Origin of the sequence: Streptomyces xinghaiensis S187, from assembly GCF_000220705.2 — a bacterium.
Taxonomy (GTDB): domain Bacteria; phylum Actinomycetota; class Actinomycetes; order Streptomycetales; family Streptomycetaceae; genus Streptomyces; species Streptomyces xinghaiensis.
The window spans coordinates 5446285-5463914 of record NZ_CP023202.1; the positions used below are offsets into that span (position 1 = coordinate 5446285).

At 74.2% G+C, this 17630-nt stretch carries 14 protein-coding genes; 8 read left to right on the forward strand and 6 right to left on the reverse strand.

Annotation, left to right across the window (positions count from 1 at the left end):
* Positions 1-24 precede the first annotated feature (24 nt).
* The 3 genes from SXIN_RS23260 to SXIN_RS23270 all read left to right on the forward strand — a co-directional run bounded on the left by SXIN_RS23260 (position 25) and on the right by SXIN_RS23270 (position 2775).
* Positions 25-1110: a small ribosomal subunit Rsm22 family protein gene (locus SXIN_RS23260; RefSeq protein ID WP_095757469.1), complete on the forward strand. Its 1086-nt coding sequence runs from the start codon at positions 25-27 to the stop codon at positions 1108-1110.
* 67 nt (positions 1111-1177) lie between these two features.
* Positions 1178-1780 carry a TetR/AcrR family transcriptional regulator gene (locus tag SXIN_RS23265; RefSeq protein WP_019706221.1) on the forward strand — a complete coding sequence of 201 codons (603 nt, stop codon included), beginning with the start codon at positions 1178-1180 and terminating at the stop codon, positions 1778-1780.
* A gap of 254 nt (positions 1781-2034) precedes the next feature.
* On the forward strand, positions 2035-2775 hold the full coding sequence (locus SXIN_RS23270) for a bifunctional DNA primase/polymerase (RefSeq protein WP_095757470.1): 741 nt from the start codon (positions 2035-2037) through the stop codon (positions 2773-2775).
* Positions 2776-2839: 64 nt separating this feature from the next.
* Here the strand turns inward: SXIN_RS23270 and SXIN_RS23275 are convergent, their stop codons facing one another.
* Positions 2840-3814, reverse strand: coding sequence for an SCO2278 family lipoprotein (locus tag SXIN_RS23275; RefSeq protein WP_039817687.1), 975 nt, complete (start codon positions 3812-3814; stop codon positions 2840-2842).
* 319 nt (positions 3815-4133) lie between these two features.
* Between SXIN_RS23275 and SXIN_RS23280 the strand changes: the two genes are divergently transcribed.
* Positions 4134-4874, forward strand: a complete 741-nt coding sequence (locus SXIN_RS23280; RefSeq protein ID WP_019709333.1) for a CDP-alcohol phosphatidyltransferase family protein — start codon at positions 4134-4136, stop codon at positions 4872-4874.
* On the opposite strand, the gene SXIN_RS23285 is transcribed toward SXIN_RS23280, so the two are convergent.
* Positions 4828-5298, reverse strand: coding sequence for an FAD synthase family protein (locus tag SXIN_RS23285; protein ID WP_019709334.1), 471 nt, complete (start codon positions 5296-5298; stop codon positions 4828-4830). The two genes, SXIN_RS23280 and SXIN_RS23285, sit on opposite strands and share 47 nt — an antisense overlap.
* A 174-nt stretch (positions 5299-5472) precedes the next feature.
* Between SXIN_RS23285 and SXIN_RS23290 the strand changes: the two genes are divergently transcribed.
* The 3 genes from SXIN_RS23290 (at position 5473) to SXIN_RS23300 (ending at position 10033) form a co-directional block, all read left to right on the forward strand.
* Complete coding sequence (locus tag SXIN_RS23290; protein WP_095757471.1) at positions 5473-6735, forward strand: glycosyltransferase; 1263 nt, start codon at positions 5473-5475, stop codon at positions 6733-6735.
* Positions 6735-8540, forward strand: coding sequence for a lipopolysaccharide biosynthesis protein (locus SXIN_RS23295; RefSeq protein ID WP_095757472.1), 1806 nt, complete (start codon positions 6735-6737; stop codon positions 8538-8540). Before SXIN_RS23290 ends, SXIN_RS23295 begins: the two co-directional genes overlap by 1 nt.
* Positions 8541-8758: 218 nt before the next feature.
* The gene (locus SXIN_RS23300; protein ID WP_238154012.1) at positions 8759-10033 is read left to right on the forward strand and encodes an MATE family efflux transporter; all 1275 of its coding nucleotides are present in this window, start codon (positions 8759-8761) and stop codon (positions 10031-10033) included.
* Positions 10034-10080: 47 nt separating this feature from the next.
* Here SXIN_RS23300 and SXIN_RS23305 read toward each other — a convergent pair whose 3' ends face one another.
* Positions 10081-11733, reverse strand: a complete 1653-nt coding sequence (locus tag SXIN_RS23305) for an O-antigen polysaccharide polymerase Wzy family protein (protein ID WP_238153841.1) — start codon at positions 11731-11733, stop codon at positions 10081-10083.
* A 181-nt stretch (positions 11734-11914) separates the two neighbouring features.
* Here SXIN_RS23305 and SXIN_RS23310 point away from each other — a divergent pair, with 181 nt between their 5' ends.
* Positions 11915-13072, forward strand: a complete 1158-nt coding sequence (locus SXIN_RS23310; protein WP_019709338.1) for a glycosyltransferase — start codon at positions 11915-11917, stop codon at positions 13070-13072.
* 62 nt (positions 13073-13134) lie between these two features.
* Here SXIN_RS23310 and SXIN_RS23315 read toward each other — a convergent pair whose 3' ends face one another.
* From SXIN_RS23315 to SXIN_RS23325, 3 genes are read right to left on the reverse strand one after another with little or no spacing between them, the layout of a single operon-like run.
* Positions 13135-13971, reverse strand: coding sequence for a glycosyltransferase family 2 protein (locus SXIN_RS23315; RefSeq protein ID WP_019709339.1), 837 nt, complete (start codon positions 13969-13971; stop codon positions 13135-13137).
* Positions 13968-14750 (reverse strand): hypothetical protein, encoded by a 783-nt coding sequence (locus tag SXIN_RS23320; RefSeq protein WP_019709340.1) that lies wholly within the window; start codon positions 14748-14750, stop codon positions 13968-13970. Before SXIN_RS23320 ends, SXIN_RS23315 begins: the two co-directional genes overlap by 4 nt.
* Positions 14747-17479 carry a LamG-like jellyroll fold domain-containing protein gene (locus SXIN_RS23325; protein WP_050930873.1) on the reverse strand — a complete coding sequence of 911 codons (2733 nt, stop codon included), beginning with the start codon at positions 17477-17479 and terminating at the stop codon, positions 14747-14749. The genes SXIN_RS23320 and SXIN_RS23325 overlap by 4 nt, the downstream gene beginning before the upstream one ends.
* Positions 17480-17630: the final 151 nt, after the last annotated feature.

Here is a 17630-nt window from a genome sequence, read left to right on the forward strand (position 1 = left end):
ATCCGACCACCTAAAATCGGCCGGATGTACGCCTCTCCCTCCCACCCGGCCGAGGCCGCCTCCGTCGGCGACGGTCTGCGGGCCGGGCTCGCGCAGCTGCTCGACGGGCTGCCGCCCCGGCAGGCCGCACGGGCCGTCGAACGGCTGATCGCCACTTACCGCGGGCGCACCCCCACCGACGCCCCGGTGCTGCGCGACCGGTCGGACGTCACCGCGTACGCCGCGTACCGGATGCCCGCGACCTTCGAGGCCGTGAACTCCGCGCTCGCCGCCTTCCGCGCGAGCGTCCCCGGCTGGGAACCGGAGAGCCACACCGACATCGGCGGCGGCACCGGTGCCGCGGTCTGGGCGGCCGAGGCCACCTGGCCCGGCGGGAACCGCCGCACCACCGTGCTCGACTGGGCGGAGCCCGCTCTCGCCCTCGGCCGCGAACTGGCCGGGTCCGCCGGCCCCGCCGGGCTGCGCGCGGTGGAGTGGCGGCGCGCGGCCATCGGTGACGGGCTGCGGCTGCCGGAGACCGGCCTGGTCACGGTCTCGTACGTGCTGGGGGAGCTGACCGGCGCGGACCGCGCCGCGGTGGTCGGCGAGGCGGCCCGCGCGGCGCGGACCGTGGTCCTCGTCGAACCGGGCACCCCGGAGGGCTATCTGCGGCTGCGCGAGGCCCGGGAGCGGCTCACCGCGGCCGGGCTGCGGATCGCCGCGCCCTGCCCGCACAGCGCGGCCTGCCCGATGGAGCCGGGCCGCGACTGGTGCCACTTCGCGGCCCGGGTCGGCCGGTCCGCGCTGCACCGCCGCGTCAAGGGCGGCTCCCTGCCGTACGAGGACGAGAAGTTCGCCTATGTGGCGGCCACCCGCCTCCCGGCCCCGGCGCCGGACGCGGATGCGGACGCCGGCGCGGACGGGGAGGCGCCTGCCGGTCCGGCCGTCCCGCGCGTCGTGCGCCACCCGCAGATCCGCAAGGGGCAGGTGCTGCTGGACCTGTGCACACCGGAGGGCACCCTGCGCCGGGAGACGGTCACCAAGCGGCACGGCGCCGGCTACCGCCGGGCGCGCGACACCGCCTGGGGCGACACCTGGCCCCCGCCGCCCGCCGCTCCCGGCGCGGACTGACGGGGCCGGCCGCCCGAGGCGGTTCGGGGTGAAATATGCCGCCTCGCCCGACTGCTAGATTCTCGCCATGGCCGAACCTCGCAGCCCGCAGACCTCCCGCCGCAGCGAACGCTCCCGCCGCGCCATTCTCGACGCCGCTCTCGAACTGGTCGCCGAGACCGGGTTCGGCAAACTCACCATCGAGGCCATCGCGGCCCGTGCGGGCGTCGGCAAGCAGACGATCTACCGCTGGTGGCCGTCCAAGGCGGCGGTGCTGTTCGACTCCTTCCTCGCCCTCGGTGAGGACGCGGGCGGGATCGCCCTTCCCGACACGGGCGATCTGGAGGCCGACCTCAAGCAGGTCATGCGGGCCACGGTCGACGAGCTCAACGACCCCCGCTTCGACCTGCCGAGCCGGGCGCTCGCCGCCGAGAGCCAGAACGACCCGGTGCTGGCGGCCGAGTTGACGGCCAAGGTGCTCGAACCGCAGCTCGCCGCCTACGAGGAGCGGCTGCGCAGCGCCCAGCGGGCCGGCGACATCGCGGAGGACACGGATCTGCGGGTGGCGCTGGAACTGCTCGTCGGGCCGCTGCACCACCGCTGGATGCTGCGGACCCGTCCGCTGACCCACGCTTTCGCGGACACCGTCGTCGAGATGGTGCTGCGCTCGCTCGCTCCCCCCGCGCGCTGACGGAACGGCCGCCCCGTGCCGCAACCGGGGACCGGGCCGGGCACCCGTGGCAGGGGAGACACCGCGGGGAAGACGCGGGCCCGGCCGCCGGCCCTGTGAGCATGAAGACAGTGGAGGCGCGGAATATCCGGACATCAGTGCCCATGGCAAGCCACAAGGCGGGTAACGGCGGGTACCCCGGATGTGAACACCGGCCACCTCGGGCCCCGGAAGGTGGCAGCATTGACCGGGCAACGGTCGACGTTAGGGGAGCGATGGAACGCGAAAAAGGGTTCTCCCAGTGGCTGCGCCGCCGCCCGCGAGGTGGGGCGCGGGGCCGTACGGCCGCCGAGGCGGCGGCCGCGGACCGTGAGAACCTGCTGCTGGCGGCCGTGGCCGCGGGCTTTCCCCTGGCGGAGGCCGCCCACCCCGAGGGGTACGGCTGCTCCTGCGACCGGATCGGCTGCCCCACACCCGGTCGGCACCCCGTCTCCTTCGCCTGGCAGACCCAGGCGACCACCGATGCCGAGAAGATCCGCAAGCTGCTGCACGACCGTCCGCAGGCCAACTTCATCACGGCCACCGGCATCGACCACGATGTGCTGGACGTCCCCGCCGAGGCCGGGCTCCAGGCCCTGGAGCGGCTGGAGGCCGAGGGGGTGGAGGTCGGCCCGGTCGCGGAGAGCGGCGACGGCGGCCCGCTCGGCCGGGTGCTCTTCTTCACGGCCACCCGAGGCAAGCCCGAGGACGAGGACGAGTGGTGGCCCTGCGAACTGGACTGCCACCCCGAGACCATGGACGAGCACCCCGGACTGCGCTGGCACTGCCGGGGCAGCTATGTGCTCGTACCGCCCGCCGCGCTGCCCGCGGGGGGTTCGGTGCGCTGGCTGCGCGGGCCGGAGCGGCCGCTGCCCGACCCGCTGACGCTGCTGGAGGCGCTGACGGACGCCTGCGCCCAGTACGCGGACCGGGCGGGCGCGGGCCAGGAGGCCCCGGCCTGGCCGATGGGCCGCTGACCGGCACAGGTGCAGGCTGCCGGCACCGGCACCGGCCCGAGGGGCGGGTGCCGGCGCGCGGCGGTCAGCCGCCGCGGGCCGCGGTCAGGCCCTCCAGCCGGTTGAGGAAGACGACCTTCCCGCCGTCCTCCTTCGGCGGAATGCTCACCGCCGACTGCGATATCCGCACCAGGGTGAGGCTCTTCTCGGCCTTCCCGGTCAGCAGGGCGTTGGCCTTCTGATCGTTGATCTTGTTGATGGTGAAGCCCTCGGCCATCGTCTGCTTCTGCGTGTGGTGCGCGGCGAAGAAGGCGAGCGCCCCGCCGTCCTCCGTGCGGAGGGCCACGGTGCGGTACTGCGGCGGCCGGGCCGGCTGGTCGGCGAACTGCGTCCAGTACTTGGGGGTCTTGCTCTCCTGCTTGCGGTACGCCAGTTGGGCGGAGGTGGCGTAGCCGTCGGCGAAGAGCTCCCCCTCGCCCGAGCCGAGATAGTCGGTGTACGTCTTGCTGATCTTCGCCGGGTCCGTGACCAGGGCGGAGCCGCGGCCGCCGGTCACCGGCTCGGCGTAGCCGTCCTCGTCGACCGCGAACTCCGGCACCTCGTCCCGGCTGAGGATCGACAGATACGCGGCCTTCCACGGGTCGTCGAGAGCGCTCCGGGTGAAGACGAGGAGCCAGCGGTTGTCGTCGCGGTTGCTGTCGGTGTCGGCGACGAAGAACTTCGGCCAGCCGGCCTGCCGGGGGATGGCGAAGCGCGCGTCGGTCAGCTTGAGCGGCGGGTAGTCGGGCAGGCCGTCCGGGTTCTTCACCCGGCGGGCCTTGAGGTCGGCCTCTCCCATGGTCTGGAGCGCGCCGGTCTCCACCCGGGCACCGAGGGCCGGGTCGAGCTCGCGGTTGGCCCGGTTGTAGCCGTCGGTGAACCGTTCGAGCGCCTTGGCGGCCTCGGCCTTCGTCACGGCCGGTACCACCGCGCGTTCGCCGTGCACCGTCACGCAACCCGTCAGCGTCAGCAGTGCTGTGGCCGACAGGACCGCCGTCACCTGCGGCAACCTGCGTCTCATGGGGCTCGATGCTCCTTCGGACTGCTCGATTCGGCGCAACCCTACCGGGCGTGGGGCCGGCGCCGGGCGGGGATCACGTTCCGCCGCCCCGGCGGGTCGTGGTCCCGGGTGCACCGGTAACCGGTGGAACGCACAACGACGGTGGGACGTTCAGCCTCCGCCGGGACGGGCCGCGAGAGAGTGGCGGGGCCCGGGCACCCGCGGCGGGGTGCGGCGGGGCGGCGCCGGTCCGCGGGCGGCGGACGGTTGTCCGCGGCGCGTGCCATCATGCACGGTGCGTGGGTGACCGCCCACCGGGGGTGTGCTCTCGTCTGGGGGGATGATGGCCGGGACTGCGGAGTCGGGGTACGCGGCGGCGCTGCGTGAGCTGCGCGGGGCGCAGAAGACGGCGAAGGGGGTGTCGCTCTACTCCCGTTACGTCAACCGCCCCGCCGGGCGGATCCTCGCCGCGGCGGCGTACCGGGCCCGGCTGACGCCGAATCAGGTGACGCTGGTCAGCGGGGCGTTCAGCTTCGCGGGGGTGGCGGCGCTCGCGCTCGTCCGGCCCTCCTGGGGGCTGGCCGCGGCCGTCTGGGCGGCTCTGGTGGTGGGCTTCGCGCTCGACTCGGCGGACGGCCAGCTGGCCCGGCTGCGCAAGGAGAGCAGCCCGGCGGGGGAGTGGCTCGACCATGTGGTGGACGCGGCGAAGATCGCCGCGCTGCACGCCGCCGTGCTGATCTCCTTCCACCGGTTCTTCGACCTGCCCGGGCCGGGCTGGCTGCTGGTGCCGCTGGGCTTCCAGTCCGCCGCCCTGCTGATCTTCACGGGCGGGCTGCTGGCCGACAAGCTCAAGCCGCGGGGCGCGGCGCCGGCCGGTGTTCCGGCTCCGCCCCCCTCGCGGCTGCGGGCGGTGGCGCTGCTGCCGGTGGACTACGGCGTCTTCTGCGCGGTGTTCCTGCTGCTCGGCAGCGAGACGGTGTTCCTGGCCGCCTATACCGCCCTGTTCGTCGTGCACGCGCTCTTCCTGGTGGCCTTCATGGCGAAGTGGTTCCGGGAGCTGACCGCGATACGCCCGGTGTGACGGGCTGTGCCAGGGTGTCGAGGGCGCGCCGCAGCTGGGTGCTGGAGGTGTGGACGGTGTACGGGAAGTAGACGACCTCCACGCCCACGGTCGCGAAGTCCTGTTCGAGCTGGTCGCCCTTGGGCGTGCCGCGCCAGTCGTCGCCCTTGAAGATCTTGTCGAAGCGGACCTGCTGCCAGGTCTCCAGCTTGTCCGGCACGGTCTCGACGAACGCGGCGTCGACGAAGCGGATGGAGCGGATGATCTCCAGCCGCTCCACCAGCGGGACCACGGGCGTCCGGCCTTTGGCCAGTTCCGCCATCTCGTCCGAGACCACTCCTGCGATGAGATAGTCACATCGGGCCCGTGCGTGTCTCAGGATGTTGAGGTGACCCACGTGGAACAGATCGTAGACACCCGGTGCATAACCGACGGTGTGCGTCATGCGGTGGTACCCCCCTTCACGGCGCGCTCCCCAGCGCGCCGCTGTCGACGATAGCCGGATGCGGGGGTCCTTCACGGTCGGATTGCGAAAGGCCAACTAACAGAGAAGAAAGCCACGTTGCAGTAATGAACGGTTAGGGTTGCTGCCATTCGACTCCGGGGGGAGGAGCGCGCCATGCCGGAGACCGGTACGGCCGCGGGGAGACGGGTTCTGCTCGTCTCCACCAACTACGCGCCAGAGCAGGCCGGAATAGGGCCGTACGCCACGCAGATCGCCGAACACTGGGCCGCCGGCGGGCGGATCGAGACCCATGTCCTCGCGGGCATCCCGCACTATCCCGCCTGGCGGGCCGATCCGGCGTACCGCGGCGTCTGGCGCCGCGAGGAGACCCGCGCCGGCGTGCGGGTCCACCGTCGCCGGCACACCGTGCCGCCCCGGCAGACCGCCGTGCGCCGGGCCCTGTACGAGGCGTCCATACTCGCCGGGGGACTGCTCGCACCGCCCCGGATGGGCCGGCCCGACGCCGTGGTCGCCCAGCTGCCGAGCCTCGCCGGCGGCGTCCTCGGCGCCCGGATCGCCGGCCGGCACGGCGTCCCGTACGTTCCCGTCGTCCAGGACCTCATGGGCGCCGCCGCGGCACAGAGCGGCATCCGCGGCGGTGACCGCGCCGCCGCCGCGGCCGCCGCGGTCGAGCGCCGCGTGCTCGGCCGGGCGACCCTGGTCGGCGTCATCCACGAGACGTTCACCGACAAGGTGGCCGCCATGGGCGTGGACCCGGGGCGCATCCGGCTGGTGCCCAACTGGTCGCACGTGGCCCGCCCTTCGCGGCCCCGGGCCGAGACCCGCGCCCGGCTCGGCTGGGACGCCGACCGCACCGTCGTGCTGCACTCCGGCAACATGGGCCTCAAGCAGGGGCTGGAGGTGCTCGTCGGCGCGGCCCGCGCCGAACCGGGCGTCGACATCGTCCTCATGGGGGACGGCAACCAGCGCGAACGGCTCCAGGGCCTCGGCCGGGGGCTGCCGAACCTGCGCTTCCTCCCGCCCGCCGGGGAGGCCGAGTTCCCCGACGTCCTCGCCGCGGCCGATGTCCTGGCCGTCACCCAGCGCGCCTCCGTCCTGGACATGAGCATCCCGTCCAAACTCACCTCCTACTTCGCCGCCGGCCGGCCCGTGGTCGCCTCCGTCGCGGAGGAGGGGGGCACCGCCGGGGAGGTGCGGCGCTCCGGGGCGGGCGTGCTCGTCCCCCCGGAGGACCCGGACGCGCTGCTGGACGCGGTCCGGAAACTGGCCGCCGACCCCGCCGCGGCCGACGCGCTCGGCGCCCGCGGCCCCATCTACGTCGACGCCCACCTCAGCCGTGAGGCCGGGCTGGCCCGGATCACCGGGCTCCTCGACGAGGCACTGGAGACACACCCGAGCCCGAGGGGACCCCGCTGATGACGGTGGTACAGCCCGGCGCCCAGCAGGGGCCCGACGAGCCGGACCTGCTGCGCGACCAGTTCCGCCAACTGCTGCGCTACCGCGTGCTGCTCGTGGCCGGCGTCGTCCTCGGCCTGCTCGGCGGGGCCTGGACCGCCCTCGCCGGCGGCGCCGCCTACACGGCCACCAGCGAGGTGACCGTGCGCTCGGCCAGCTTCGACCCCTTCTCGCCCGGCGGCGGCAACCCCGAGAAGGAGGTCAGCATGGGCTCCGAGCGCCAGACGGCGCTCAGCAACGCCGTCGCCGCCCGCGCCGCGAAGGAGCTGGGCGACCCCGACCGCGTCGCGCGGCTGCAGGACGGCCTCCAGGTCACCAACCCGCCCAACACCCTGGTCCTGCGCTTCTCCTACACCGACGGCTCCCCGCGGACGGCCGCGACGGCCGCCAACGCCCTCACCCAGGCCTACCTCGACAACCGGCGCGACCAGACCCAGTCCGTGATCGACAACATGATCCAGGGCTACGAGGAGCAGCTCGAACCGCTGAAGAAGCAGCGCGACAAGCTCGCCGAGCAGATCGACGGGCTCGGCGAGGGCCGGGCCCTGGACACGACGCTCTCCGTGCAGTCCGGCGTCATCGGCAGGATCTCCGAGCTCAACAGCAGCATCACCAAGCTCAAGGCGGTGGACACCACCCCCGGCTTCGTGGTCCGCACCGCCACCCCGCCGGCCGCGGCCTCCGGCCCCGGGCTGCCGCTGCTGCTCGGCCTCGGCGGCGCCGTCGGCATCGGCATCGGCCTGGTCGCCGCCTGGGTGCGGCTGGTCTTCGACCCCACCGCCCGCTCCCAGAGCGACGTGGTCCGTGCCCTGCACGCACCCGTGCTCGGCACGCTCCCCCGGCCGCGGCGGAAGCAGCCGCGGCGGCTGCTGGCCCAGGGCCGGGTCGCCGAGGAGTACCGCTCGATCGCCTTCCGCCTCGCCTACGACCAGGGCTTCGCCGAACGGCGGCGGCTGCTCGTCGTCGCCCCGCGCGGTCCCATCGACACCGCCGCCGAGGCCTCCGTCAACCTCACCGCCTGCTTCGTGGAGATGGGCCGGGACGTCCTCCTCGTCGAGGCCGACCTGCGCACCCCGGGCCTCGCCCACAAGCTGCGCTCCGCCGAGGGCGTACGGCCCGGCTGGGCCCGCACCCCCGCCCGCGGCGACAACGGCTGGCCGACCGGGCTGCAGATACCCATCGACGCGGGGGAGTCCGGCGCCTTCGACCTGGTGCCCGGCAGCAAGGTGCGCAACGTCGCCCGCGCGCTCACCTCCGGGCCCGCCACCCGGCTGTTCGCCGAGGCGGAATCCCCCGGGACCGTGGTCGTCGTCCTCGCGCCCGCCGTGCTCTCGTACGCCGACGCGATAGCGCTCGCCGACCGCGTCGACGGGGTGCTCGTGGTCTGCGACCCGCGCGAGGTGCGGCGCGACGACCTGGCCCGGGTCCGCGAACTCGTCAGCGGCGCGGGCGGCACGGTCCTCGGAGCGCTGCTGCACTCCGAGGACTCCGCCCGCCGCCGCCGCGTCCCCGACCTCCGCCTCCGCCTCCGCCGCCGCGGGCGCGGCGCGGAGCGTCCCCGCCCGGCCGCGGACACCGGCGGCACGGGCACCGGCCGCGACACCGCGGCGGAGTCCGCGCCGGGATCCGGTGCCGGGCCCGGGACCGCGCCGGGAGGCGGCGCGGACCAGCAGCGGGTCGCCTGGCCCACCGCCGGGGAGGGGGCCGGCGGCCCGGGTGAGGAGGGCGACCGCAGCGGGGACCCGGCCCGCCCGGCCCGCCGGTGACGCACGGCCCTTCCGGCGGCGCCCCGGGCCCGGACCCCGGCGCCGGGGCCGCAGGACCCGCCGAGCCCGGCGGACCCGGCGGCGCGGAAGCCGGGGAGCGCGGGGCCGGAGCCCCCGGGCCCGGAGGGAGCGGGTCCGGCGGTGCCGGAGCCGGGGAACCCGGAGCCGGGAAAGGCGGCGCGGGGGAATCCACGGCCGGGGAGCCCGGCGCCGGGGGGCTGCGGACGCGGGCCGCCGTGCTCTGCTCCGTCGCCGACCAGGGCGTCTCCGCGCTCACCAACATCGCGGTGCTGATCGTCGCCGCCCGGCTCTCCACCGCCGCCGGCTTCTCCGTCTTCTCCATCGTCTACACCGTCTTCACCGTCCTGCTCGGCCTCTGCGTCTCCTACGTCGGGCAGGCCCTGGTGCTGGAGCGCGGGGAGCCGTCCGCCGTCCGCTCCGCCTGCCGCTCCGCGCTCGTCTTCACCGCCGGTGTCTCCGCCGCGACCGGCGCCGTCATGGCCGCCGTGCTCGTCCTCGTGCCCGGGGAGACGGCGCGCGGGCTCGCCGTCCTCGGCCTCGTCCTGCCGGTCGTCCTGACCCAGGACGCCGTCCGCTACTGCTGCTCCACCCTCCGGCTGCCCCATCTGGCCCTCGCCGCCGACCTGCTGCGGCTCGCCGCCGTGGTTCCCGCTCTCGCGCTCCAGCCGCAGGGCAGCGGGCCGAGCCGGCTCATCGCCGTCTGGGGCCTGTCCGCCCTCCCGGCCCTCCTGCTCGGCACGGCGCTGCTGTGGCCGCGGCTGCGCGGTGTGCCGGGCGATCCGCGCCGGTTCCTGCGCCGGGGGCATCTGGGGCGGCGGTTCGTGCTGGAGTTCGCCGTCGGCAACGCGTCGAGCCAGCTCGCGATCGTCGGGCTCGGGCTCTTCGCCAACCAGCTCGCCGTCGGCGCGCTCCGCGGCGCCGTGGCCCTCTTCGGCCCGATGAACGTCCTCTTCAACGCGGCGACCTCCTTCGGCCCGCCGCTCCTGAACCGGGTCTCCGGCACCGGGCGCCGCATCCGCGCCACGGCCGTTCTCGCCCTCGTCCTCGCGGGCACCGCGGCGCTCTGGGCCGGCGTCCTCACCCTGCTGCCCGACCGGGCGGGGCGCGAACTCCTCGGCGCCACCTGGGACTCCGCCTCCGCGCTGCTCCCGGCCACCGGGGCCCAGTACACGGCCATCGCCCTGGGCACCTGCGCGCTGCTGACCCTGCGCGTGCTCAGCCCCCGGGCCACCCTGCCGATCCAGGTGGTCTTCTCCCTGCTCTCGGTGGCCCTCCTCATCGGCGGCTACGTCCTCGGCGGTGTCCTCGGCGCGGCCTGGGGCCTCTGCCTCGGCTCCGCCCTCAAGGCCGCCGCGGCCTGGACCCGCGCGGTCCTCCTCGGACGCGGCGCGGCACGGGACACCGGCGCGGCCGCCGCCCCCGGGGACCGGGCCGGGGCGGGGGCGGGGGCGTCCGGGGGCGGTGGACGCTAGGCGCTCCGGCCACGGCTGCGCGCCCGTGCGCGGCGCGGCCCCGCCGTCTACCGCAGCAGTTTCCGGACGTCCGAGCGGAACGTCGTCACCAGGGCCAGGCAGAACAGCGCGATCCCGATGCGCCCGGCGGCCTGCAGCAGCGGGCCCCGGAGCAGGATGAAGGAGTAGCCGGCGATCAGCGGGATGACGGCCGCGGTGATGTTGCCCGGCCGTTCGTCGTCCACCGTGCGCAGGGCGTACCGCCGGTCGCCGCGGGCGCAGAGATAGCCCAGCCCCAGGAAGCCGGCCACCATGCCGCCGGAGCCGAAGTCGAGCCACAGCTCCGCCCAGAGCGGCGAGGAGAGGTTGGTGTTGGTCATCCCCATCCACTGCCCGACCCGCACCCCCGAGTCCAGGGGCTTGCCGTCCCAGAGCGAGCGGGGCACGAAGAAGAACGTCGTTCCGGCCAGTTGCCGCCCGTAGGAGTGGCCCGCGCCGGAGTCGACGAAGGTGATCGTGTTGGCGAACATGCCGATCTGGTCGTAGTCCTTGAGCGTCAGGGGCTCCACGAAGGAGGAGGACTCCACGGCCTTGCGGCCCTCCTCGTCGTACCGGAAGCGGTCCATGAAGGGGAAGAGCAGCAGCGCCGCGATCACTCCGAGAGCCAGCGAGGTCCGGTACATCACCGGGCTCTTGGGGAAGGCCGTGAAGAGGATCGCGAAGGCGACGGTGAGGAACCAGTACCGCGGGTTGGAGACCGGGTTGTTGACGACGGCGTTGACGACCACCAGCCCGGCCAGGAGCAGCAGGATCACCGGGCTGCGCCGCGGCACCTTGGAGGTGACCAGCCAGCGCAGCAGGAAGAGCAGCGCCAGCAGCGCCGGTACGGTGCCGAAGCCGCGCAGGAATGCCGAGCCGACATTGCCGTCACCGCCGCCCGCCCCGCTGGCCCCGATGGACTCGCTGATCTCCTGGCGGCTCTCGAAGAAGACGGCGGGGCCGCCGAGCTGGACGATGAACAGCCCGCTGCCCGCGTAGGCGAGCAGGATCAGCAGGTAGAGCCGCCGGCGGCCCACCGAGGCCGCGGGCGGCGACCAGCGGATGCGGAGCGCGGGGCGGTGCCGGGCCAGCAGCACGCCCACGTCGAACGCGACGCAGCCCAGCAGTACCAGCGCGATGGCGAGCACCGTGTCGGAGCGGGGACCGACCACCGGGGTGGGCGTGCGGCCGAGCACGGCCTGCGCGAGCGGGGCCACGCCCATGGCGATGTAGCAGAACAGCCAGAAGGCGCCCTGGATCAGCCGGCGCCGGGCCGTCAGCACCATCGCGGAGAGCCGGGCACCGGCGTAGCAGGTGAGGGCCAGCTGCAGCCAGTACGCCTCGTCCCGCACCCCGTCGCCGTACTGGGCGGACACCACGGCGGGCAGTCCGAAGACCAGCCCGAGGATCAGCGGGACGGACAGCGCCCGGGAGAGCACGGCGCGCGGCGCGGAGTCGGTGGCGGACGGCGGTGCGGGCGCGGGCGGTCCGGGTACGGACGGGCCCGGCGCGGGCGGTCCGCCGGGCGCGCCCGGGCCGCCGCCGGACGCGGGCGGGACGTTTCCCGGCCCCTTGCCCGGCCCGCTGCCCGGCCCCTTGCCCGGCCCGTCCGCCGGTCCGGCTTTCCCCGGTCCGGCCCGTCCCGCCGCTCCGGCCGGTCCCGCCGGCAGGTCGACTGCCATGTCCCCCCCAGACGTACGCGAGTTCGGCCCCCGGGACGGCACGGCAGCCGCCCCCCGGCCTGCAGTCTAGAAGCGTCCCCGCACACCGTCCGCCACTTCGTTCGATAAGCCTGCGGGCGGCCGCGCGCCGCCGATACGCTGACGGCACGATGCCGGGGGGCATCGGGGGGAGGAACACTTCGTGAAGGTCCTGCACGCGGTCACGCTGCACACACCGACCAATGACTTCGGCGGTCCCACCCGCGTCGCGCTGAACCTCTCACGAGGGCTGCGGCGGCGTGGCGTGGACGCCCGGATCACCGCGCTCGGCGACCGCTTCGACGGCCCGCTGCCCGACACCGTCGAGGGGGTGCCCGCCTGGCTGTACCAGGCCCGGCACGTGCTGCCGGCCTTCGAGGTCAGCGGCATCACCTCACCGGCCCTGCTCGCCCGCGCGCACCGCATGGTGAGGGGCGCCGACGTCGTCCACGTCCATCTGATGCGGGATCTCATCACGCTGCCCATCGCGCTGATCGCGCTGCGCTGCGGCACCCCGCTGGTCCTGCAGACGCACGGCATGATCGACCCGACCGAGAAGCGCGTCGCCCAGCTCGTCGACGTCCTGGGCCTGCGCAAGGTGCTGCGCGAGGCCGACGCCGTCCTGCATCTGACGGAGATGGAGCGGGAGGACGTGGCGGCGGTCATCGCACCCGACCCGCTGCGCCACACCCACCGGCTGGTCAACGGCGTCCAGCCGCAGGAGCGCCGCCCCGCCACCACCGGGGACCGGCCGCCGACCGTGCTCTATCTGGCCCGCGTCCAGGCCCGCAAGCGGCCGGAGGACTTCATCTCCGCCATGCCCGTGGTCCTCGCCAAGTACCCCGAGGCGCGCTTCGTGCTCGCCGGGCCGGACACCGGCCCGCTGGCCGACGAGATGCTGGCCCTGGCGGCCCGGCTGGGGGTGGCGGACTCGGTGGAGTACGTGGGCCCGCTCGGCCACACCGAGGTCCTGGAGCAGCTGCGCCGCTCCGACGTCTACGTCCTGCCGTCCGTGGTGGAGCCCTTCGCCGTCTCCATCCTGGAGGCCATGTCGGTGGGGCTCCCCGTGGTCGTCACCAAGACCGGCGGGCTGTCGCCGGACGTGGCGGAGGCGGGCGCCGGACGGGTCGTGGACAGCCGCCCCGACGCCGACAACGGGCCGCTGGTCGGGCAGGCGATCCTGGAACTGCTGGACCCGGCCGCCAACGCCGAGGCCTCCGGGGCCGCGCACCGCCTGATCCACGACAAGTTCTCCATCGACGCGGTCGTCGAGGACCTGCACGGGGTGTACGAGGAGGTCATCGCCCGGCACGGACGATGACCCCGTCCCCGGCCCCCGCGTTCCCCTCCGGCCGCCCGGAAGGGGACGCGGGGCCCGGATCCTCAGCCGGTGCGCCCCGTGCGCCGGCCCTCCCGCGTCTTGAGCCCGATCTGCCACCGGTAGAAGCTCATCGCCAGGGCGTAGTCCAGACCGGCCCGCCCGTCGAGGAAACCGAGCTTGTAGAAGTAGGCGTAGCCGAACGACACCAGCGGCTTGAACGGCGCCTTGTGGAAGAGCTGCCCCTGCCGGGTCTTGGCCAGCCGGATCTCCTCCCGCACCTCCGGGTGGAGCTCCAGCCACGCCTCCCAGTCGGAGTACCGGTTGTGCCGGTCGAACCAGGTGCGGACCGGGTCCAGATCCTCGTGCTCGATGGGGGAGCGCAGCCGCCGCACCGACTCCGCGATCGGCTGGTAGTGGCCCTCCTGCTCGCCCATGCCCGGCGCGTCGAGATCGCCGAGCACGGGGAAGTAGCAGCGGTTGCGGTCCATCAGGGCCCGCTTGACGATGGTGTAGCCGTGCCGCAGCCGCTGCCCGGCGAACCAGTAGCCCAGCGGGATGTCGAAGGCCGCCTCCGCCACCGGCTCGGAAAAGACCTGCCGCAGCTCCGCCAGCAGCGCCGGGCTCGGCGTCTCGTCGCCGTCCAGGAAGAGCATCCAGGGGATCTCCGGGCGGACGTGGTCGAGGCACCACTGCTTCTTCTTGGGGTACTTGCCGTCCCACTCGTACGGCACGATCTCCGCGCCGAGTCCGGAGGCGATCTTGCGGGTGTCGTCGGTACTGTCCGAGTCGACCACGACCACCGCCTCGAAGTGGCCCATGACGGAACCGACGGCGGCGGCGATGTTCTCCGCCTCGTTCTTGGTCGGAATCGCCACGACGATGGGGAGTTTGGCGCTCACCCTGTGCCTCCTGGGTTCAGCCAGCTGTGGCAGCCCGCGGAACTGAAGCCGCGGGCCGCCGCCGGGATGGTGATCTCGATGTCCCCGCCCTGGGACCGGCCGGAGCCGGAGTCCAGCTTCTTGCCGCCGGCCCCGGTGATCCGCCAGACGCACTCCTCGACGTCGCCGTCACCGCCGGTGCCCGCGCCGGACGGGCCCGGGCCGGGGGAGCGGTAGCGGCCGGGGACGATGGTGCTCCCCGCCTTCCGCCGCTCGCCGACCGTGAACTCGCCGTCGGGGAAGCCCCGGTCGGCGGCCTCCACCAGCGGCATCCGCCGCGGGCAGAGGTGGGTGACGGCGTCGCGGGCGCCCCGGATCTCGCCGAGGATCAGCGCGCTGACCGCCATGTCCTCGTTCCGCCGCTCCAGGAACGCCAGACGGTCGCAGGCCTCCTGCCCGCCCTCCAGGACGGCCGCCGGGTCCTGCCCCCTGGGCACCCGCCCGGCCAGGTACTTCTTCTCCTTCTTGCTGAACGACCCCGTGACGGGGGTGAGTTCGGACACCGGCTCCTTGGGGCCGGACGGGACACCGCCCGCGTCCGGGCCCTTGGAGTCCTCCGCCGGGGCCGACGGGCCGGCGGCCGCGCCGGAGCGCTCCTCCTTGCCGGCCCTGCCGTCCTTGCCGTTCCGGCCGTCCCCGGCGCCGCTGCCGCCGTCCCCTCCGCCGCAGCCCGCCAGCAGCACGGCGGCGGCCGTCACCAGCGTGACGGCCGCGCCGCGGCGGGCACCGTGGCGTTTCACGGTGCCCCGAAGGTCAGCAGCAGGGTGGGGTCACCGGCGGTCCCCGGGGCCTCCCGGGAGGAGAGCCACAGGCTGTCGGTGCCGTCACCCGTCAGGGCGATGTCCAGGTCCTGGCCGAGCCGGGAGGCCAGTTCGGCCGTGTCCAGCAGGGTGGAGTAGGTGCCCTGCGGGGTGGTGGCCCCGGTCAGTGTGCCCAGGACGGTTGAGGACAGCTCGGGGCGGCCGGTGTAGGTGGTGCCGGTCTCGGTCCACGCGCCGGTGACGGGGACGATCCGGGCCGGGTCCCCGGAACCGGCGAACGAGTCGGAGGTCAGCTGCACCCGCAGCGCGGCCGCCTTGAGCACCTGGCCCGCCGGCGCCTCCGGCAGCGGGAAGCGCAGATACGCCTCGTACGCCGTGGAGCCGCGCACCGCGAGCTGCCCGGTGCCGCCGTAGTTGGTGCTCGCCGCCTGCTGGTTGACGTAGGTGTCGGCCACCGGCTGCACCGCGGTCACGGTGTCCGAGGGCGCCGTGCCCAGCTCGTGGTGCTCCTCGATCTGCGCGGAGCTGAGCACGCCCGGGTACACGGCGGACTCGTCCAGCTGCCCGGCGAAGTAGTCGCTGCTCGGGCGGCTCGGGAAGCCGCGCAGATTGTCGCCGCCGAAGCGCCAGTAGCCCTCGAAGTCCCGGCTGCTGACGACCAGCAGGTTGCTGGCCCGCAGCTGTCCGTCCACGTAGAGGCGCATCCCGTTGCTGCCCTGGGTGGCGACGACGTGGTGCCACTCGCCGTCGTTGTACGAGCCCGGGGTGGTGATGGTCCGCGTCCAGCCGCTGGTGACGCCGAAGATCAGCCGGCCGGAGTCGGTCATGTAGACGTGCTTGTCGTGCCGGGAGCTGTTCTGCAGGATCCGGTCGCCGAAACCGGCGAGCATGCCGCCGGCCGTGGTGTCCGTCTTGAACCAGGTCTCGATGGAGTAGGCGTCCGGCCGGGGCCGCCGCTTGTCGCTGTAGGTGTACGAGTCGACGCCGTCGTGGCCGACGGCCGTGCCGGTACCGGGGACGGCGCCCGGGGTGACGGCGCGGGCCGGGCCGCCGCGGTGGATGCCGGCGCTCTGCGAGTCGGAGGCGTCGGCGGCGAAGGTGCCGGACGGCTCGTCGTAGCGCCAGTACAGCTCGGCGCCGTCGGCGCGCACCTTCTCCGCGTACGCCTCGGGGGCGAGGGCCGGGGTGACCGACCGCGGGGGCGAGAGGGAGCTGGTGTTGGTGCCGTCGCTCGCACTGACCCGGTAGGTGTAGGTGGAGCCCGGGGTGACGTCGGTGTCGGTGAACGTCAGCTGCGGCTGCGACCACGGCTTGGAGGAGGCGCTGACGGTGTGCACCGGTGTGGACGAGCCGTTGCGGTACACGCGGTAGGTCAGCTCGCTGTCGTCGAGGTCGACGCTCGGCTGCCAGCGGACCGTGACCGAACCCGGCGCGGTGCTCGACGCCTCGGTCTGCGGCACCGGCGGCGCGCCCGTGTCGGGGCTGTCGGCGAAGCGCGTCAGGCCCTGCTGGCCGTCGCCGTTGACGGTGGTGAACTCGCCGCCGACCCAGAGGAAGTCCCGGCCGCCGGACGAGGAGACGGCCATGGTGCGCGGCCCGATCATCTCGCCGAGGCCGTCGTTGGTGTCCGGGAACCAGCCGAGCAGCTCCGGATCGTTCACCGACTGGGCCAGCAGGTGGTAGCGCTCCTGGTTGGGGAAGGCGCCCATGCTGCTGCAGTCGTGCGCGTGCGAGCCGCTGTAGAGGACGTCCTGGTGGGTCTGGACGGACTGGGTGGCGCCCAGGCAGGTGTCCCGCCAGCGCTGGTCGAGGGTGCCGAGATCGTAGGCGACGCGCCCGTCGAAGACGCCGCCGCCGCTGCCCTCGCTGGCCGAGTAGACGCCCGAGGCGTCCGCGAAGATGTCCTTCACCACGGAGGTCTGCGGGAAGAAGCCGAGCGGGTAGCTCTTCTCGACCGCTCCGGTGGAGGCGTCCACGGCCGCCAGCGCGTGCGAGTCCTCGTCGTTGACGGTGAAGAAGTCGCCGCCGAGCACGACCGTTTCGCCGTCGGGGGTCACCTCGACGGCCCGGCCGGGCTCGTCCGCGTCGGCCCGCCACGGCAGGACGTCACCGCCGGTGGAGACGGCGGCGAAGCGGCTCCGCGACTGGCCGCCCACGGTCTGGAAGTCGCCGCCCAGGTAGACGGCGCCGTCCGTGGCGGCCAGGGCCCGGACGGTGGCGTTGACCGAGGGCCTGAAGTCGGTCCGCGGTGTGCAGGTGTCGATGTCGATCGCGGCCAGGCTGCTGACCGGGACGCCGTTGACCGCGCCGAAGAAGCCACCCGCGTAGAGCGTCTCCTCGTCGGGCGAGACCGCCAGCGCCCGGACGGTCGCGCTGCCCGAGCCGACCGTGAAGGACAGCTCGCAGTCCGTCGGCGCGCCGGTCGCGGCGTCGAGGGCGGTGAAGTTCACCGCCTGCTGCTCCTGGCTGCTGCCGGCGGACGTACCCGGCGGTCTGACGGCCGAGAACGTACCGCCGGCGAAGACGACCCCGCCGGCCTCCGCCATCGCCCAGACGATGCCGTTCGTCTGCCAGGTCGGCAGATCGTCGGCGGTGATGCCGACGGGCGGGGTGAGGGCGGCGGCCGGCGCCGCCGTCACCGTCCCCAGTCCCGTCAGCGATGCGGCCGCCAAAGACAAGGCAGCCGTGTAGACCCCCACTGTGCGCATGTGCCCCCCCGGGCTGTGCTCTTACCCGAACGCGGCCCAGCGGCCGCCTCTAGCTGGCGAGAGTAGGCCGTAGCCCTTCCGCCGGTCACCACTTCGGTTGAACTCATTGCCGTTTGTTGGCCGTTGGACTTACCCGCTCTGCCCGGCCCAT

What these genes read in the sequence shown, in the direction of transcription:
- SXIN_RS23260 (WP_095757469.1), top strand. Translation starts at nt 25, where the DNA reads ATGTACGCCTCTCCCTCCCACCCGGCCGAGGCCGCCTCCGTCGGCGAC.
- SXIN_RS23265 (WP_019706221.1), top strand. Translation starts at nt 1,178, where the DNA reads ATGGCCGAACCTCGCAGCCCGCAGACCTCCCGCCGCAGCGAACGCTCC.
- SXIN_RS23270 (WP_095757470.1), top strand. Translation starts at nt 2,035, where the DNA reads ATGGAACGCGAAAAAGGGTTCTCCCAGTGGCTGCGCCGCCGCCCGCGA.
- SXIN_RS23275 (WP_039817687.1), bottom strand. Translation starts at nt 3,814, where the DNA reads ATGAGACGCAGGTTGCCGCAGGTGACGGCGGTCCTGTCGGCCACAGCA.
- SXIN_RS23280 (WP_019709333.1), top strand. Translation starts at nt 4,134, where the DNA reads ATGATGGCCGGGACTGCGGAGTCGGGGTACGCGGCGGCGCTGCGTGAG.
- SXIN_RS23285 (WP_019709334.1), bottom strand. Translation starts at nt 5,298, where the DNA reads ATGACGCACACCGTCGGTTATGCACCGGGTGTCTACGATCTGTTCCAC.
- SXIN_RS23290 (WP_095757471.1), top strand. Translation starts at nt 5,473, where the DNA reads ATGCCGGAGACCGGTACGGCCGCGGGGAGACGGGTTCTGCTCGTCTCC.
- SXIN_RS23295 (WP_095757472.1), top strand. Translation starts at nt 6,735, where the DNA reads ATGACGGTGGTACAGCCCGGCGCCCAGCAGGGGCCCGACGAGCCGGAC.
- SXIN_RS23305 (WP_238153841.1), bottom strand. Translation starts at nt 11,733, where the DNA reads ATGGCAGTCGACCTGCCGGCGGGACCGGCCGGAGCGGCGGGACGGGCC.
- SXIN_RS23325 (WP_050930873.1), bottom strand. Translation starts at nt 17,479, where the DNA reads ATGCGCACAGTGGGGGTCTACACGGCTGCCTTGTCTTTGGCGGCCGCA.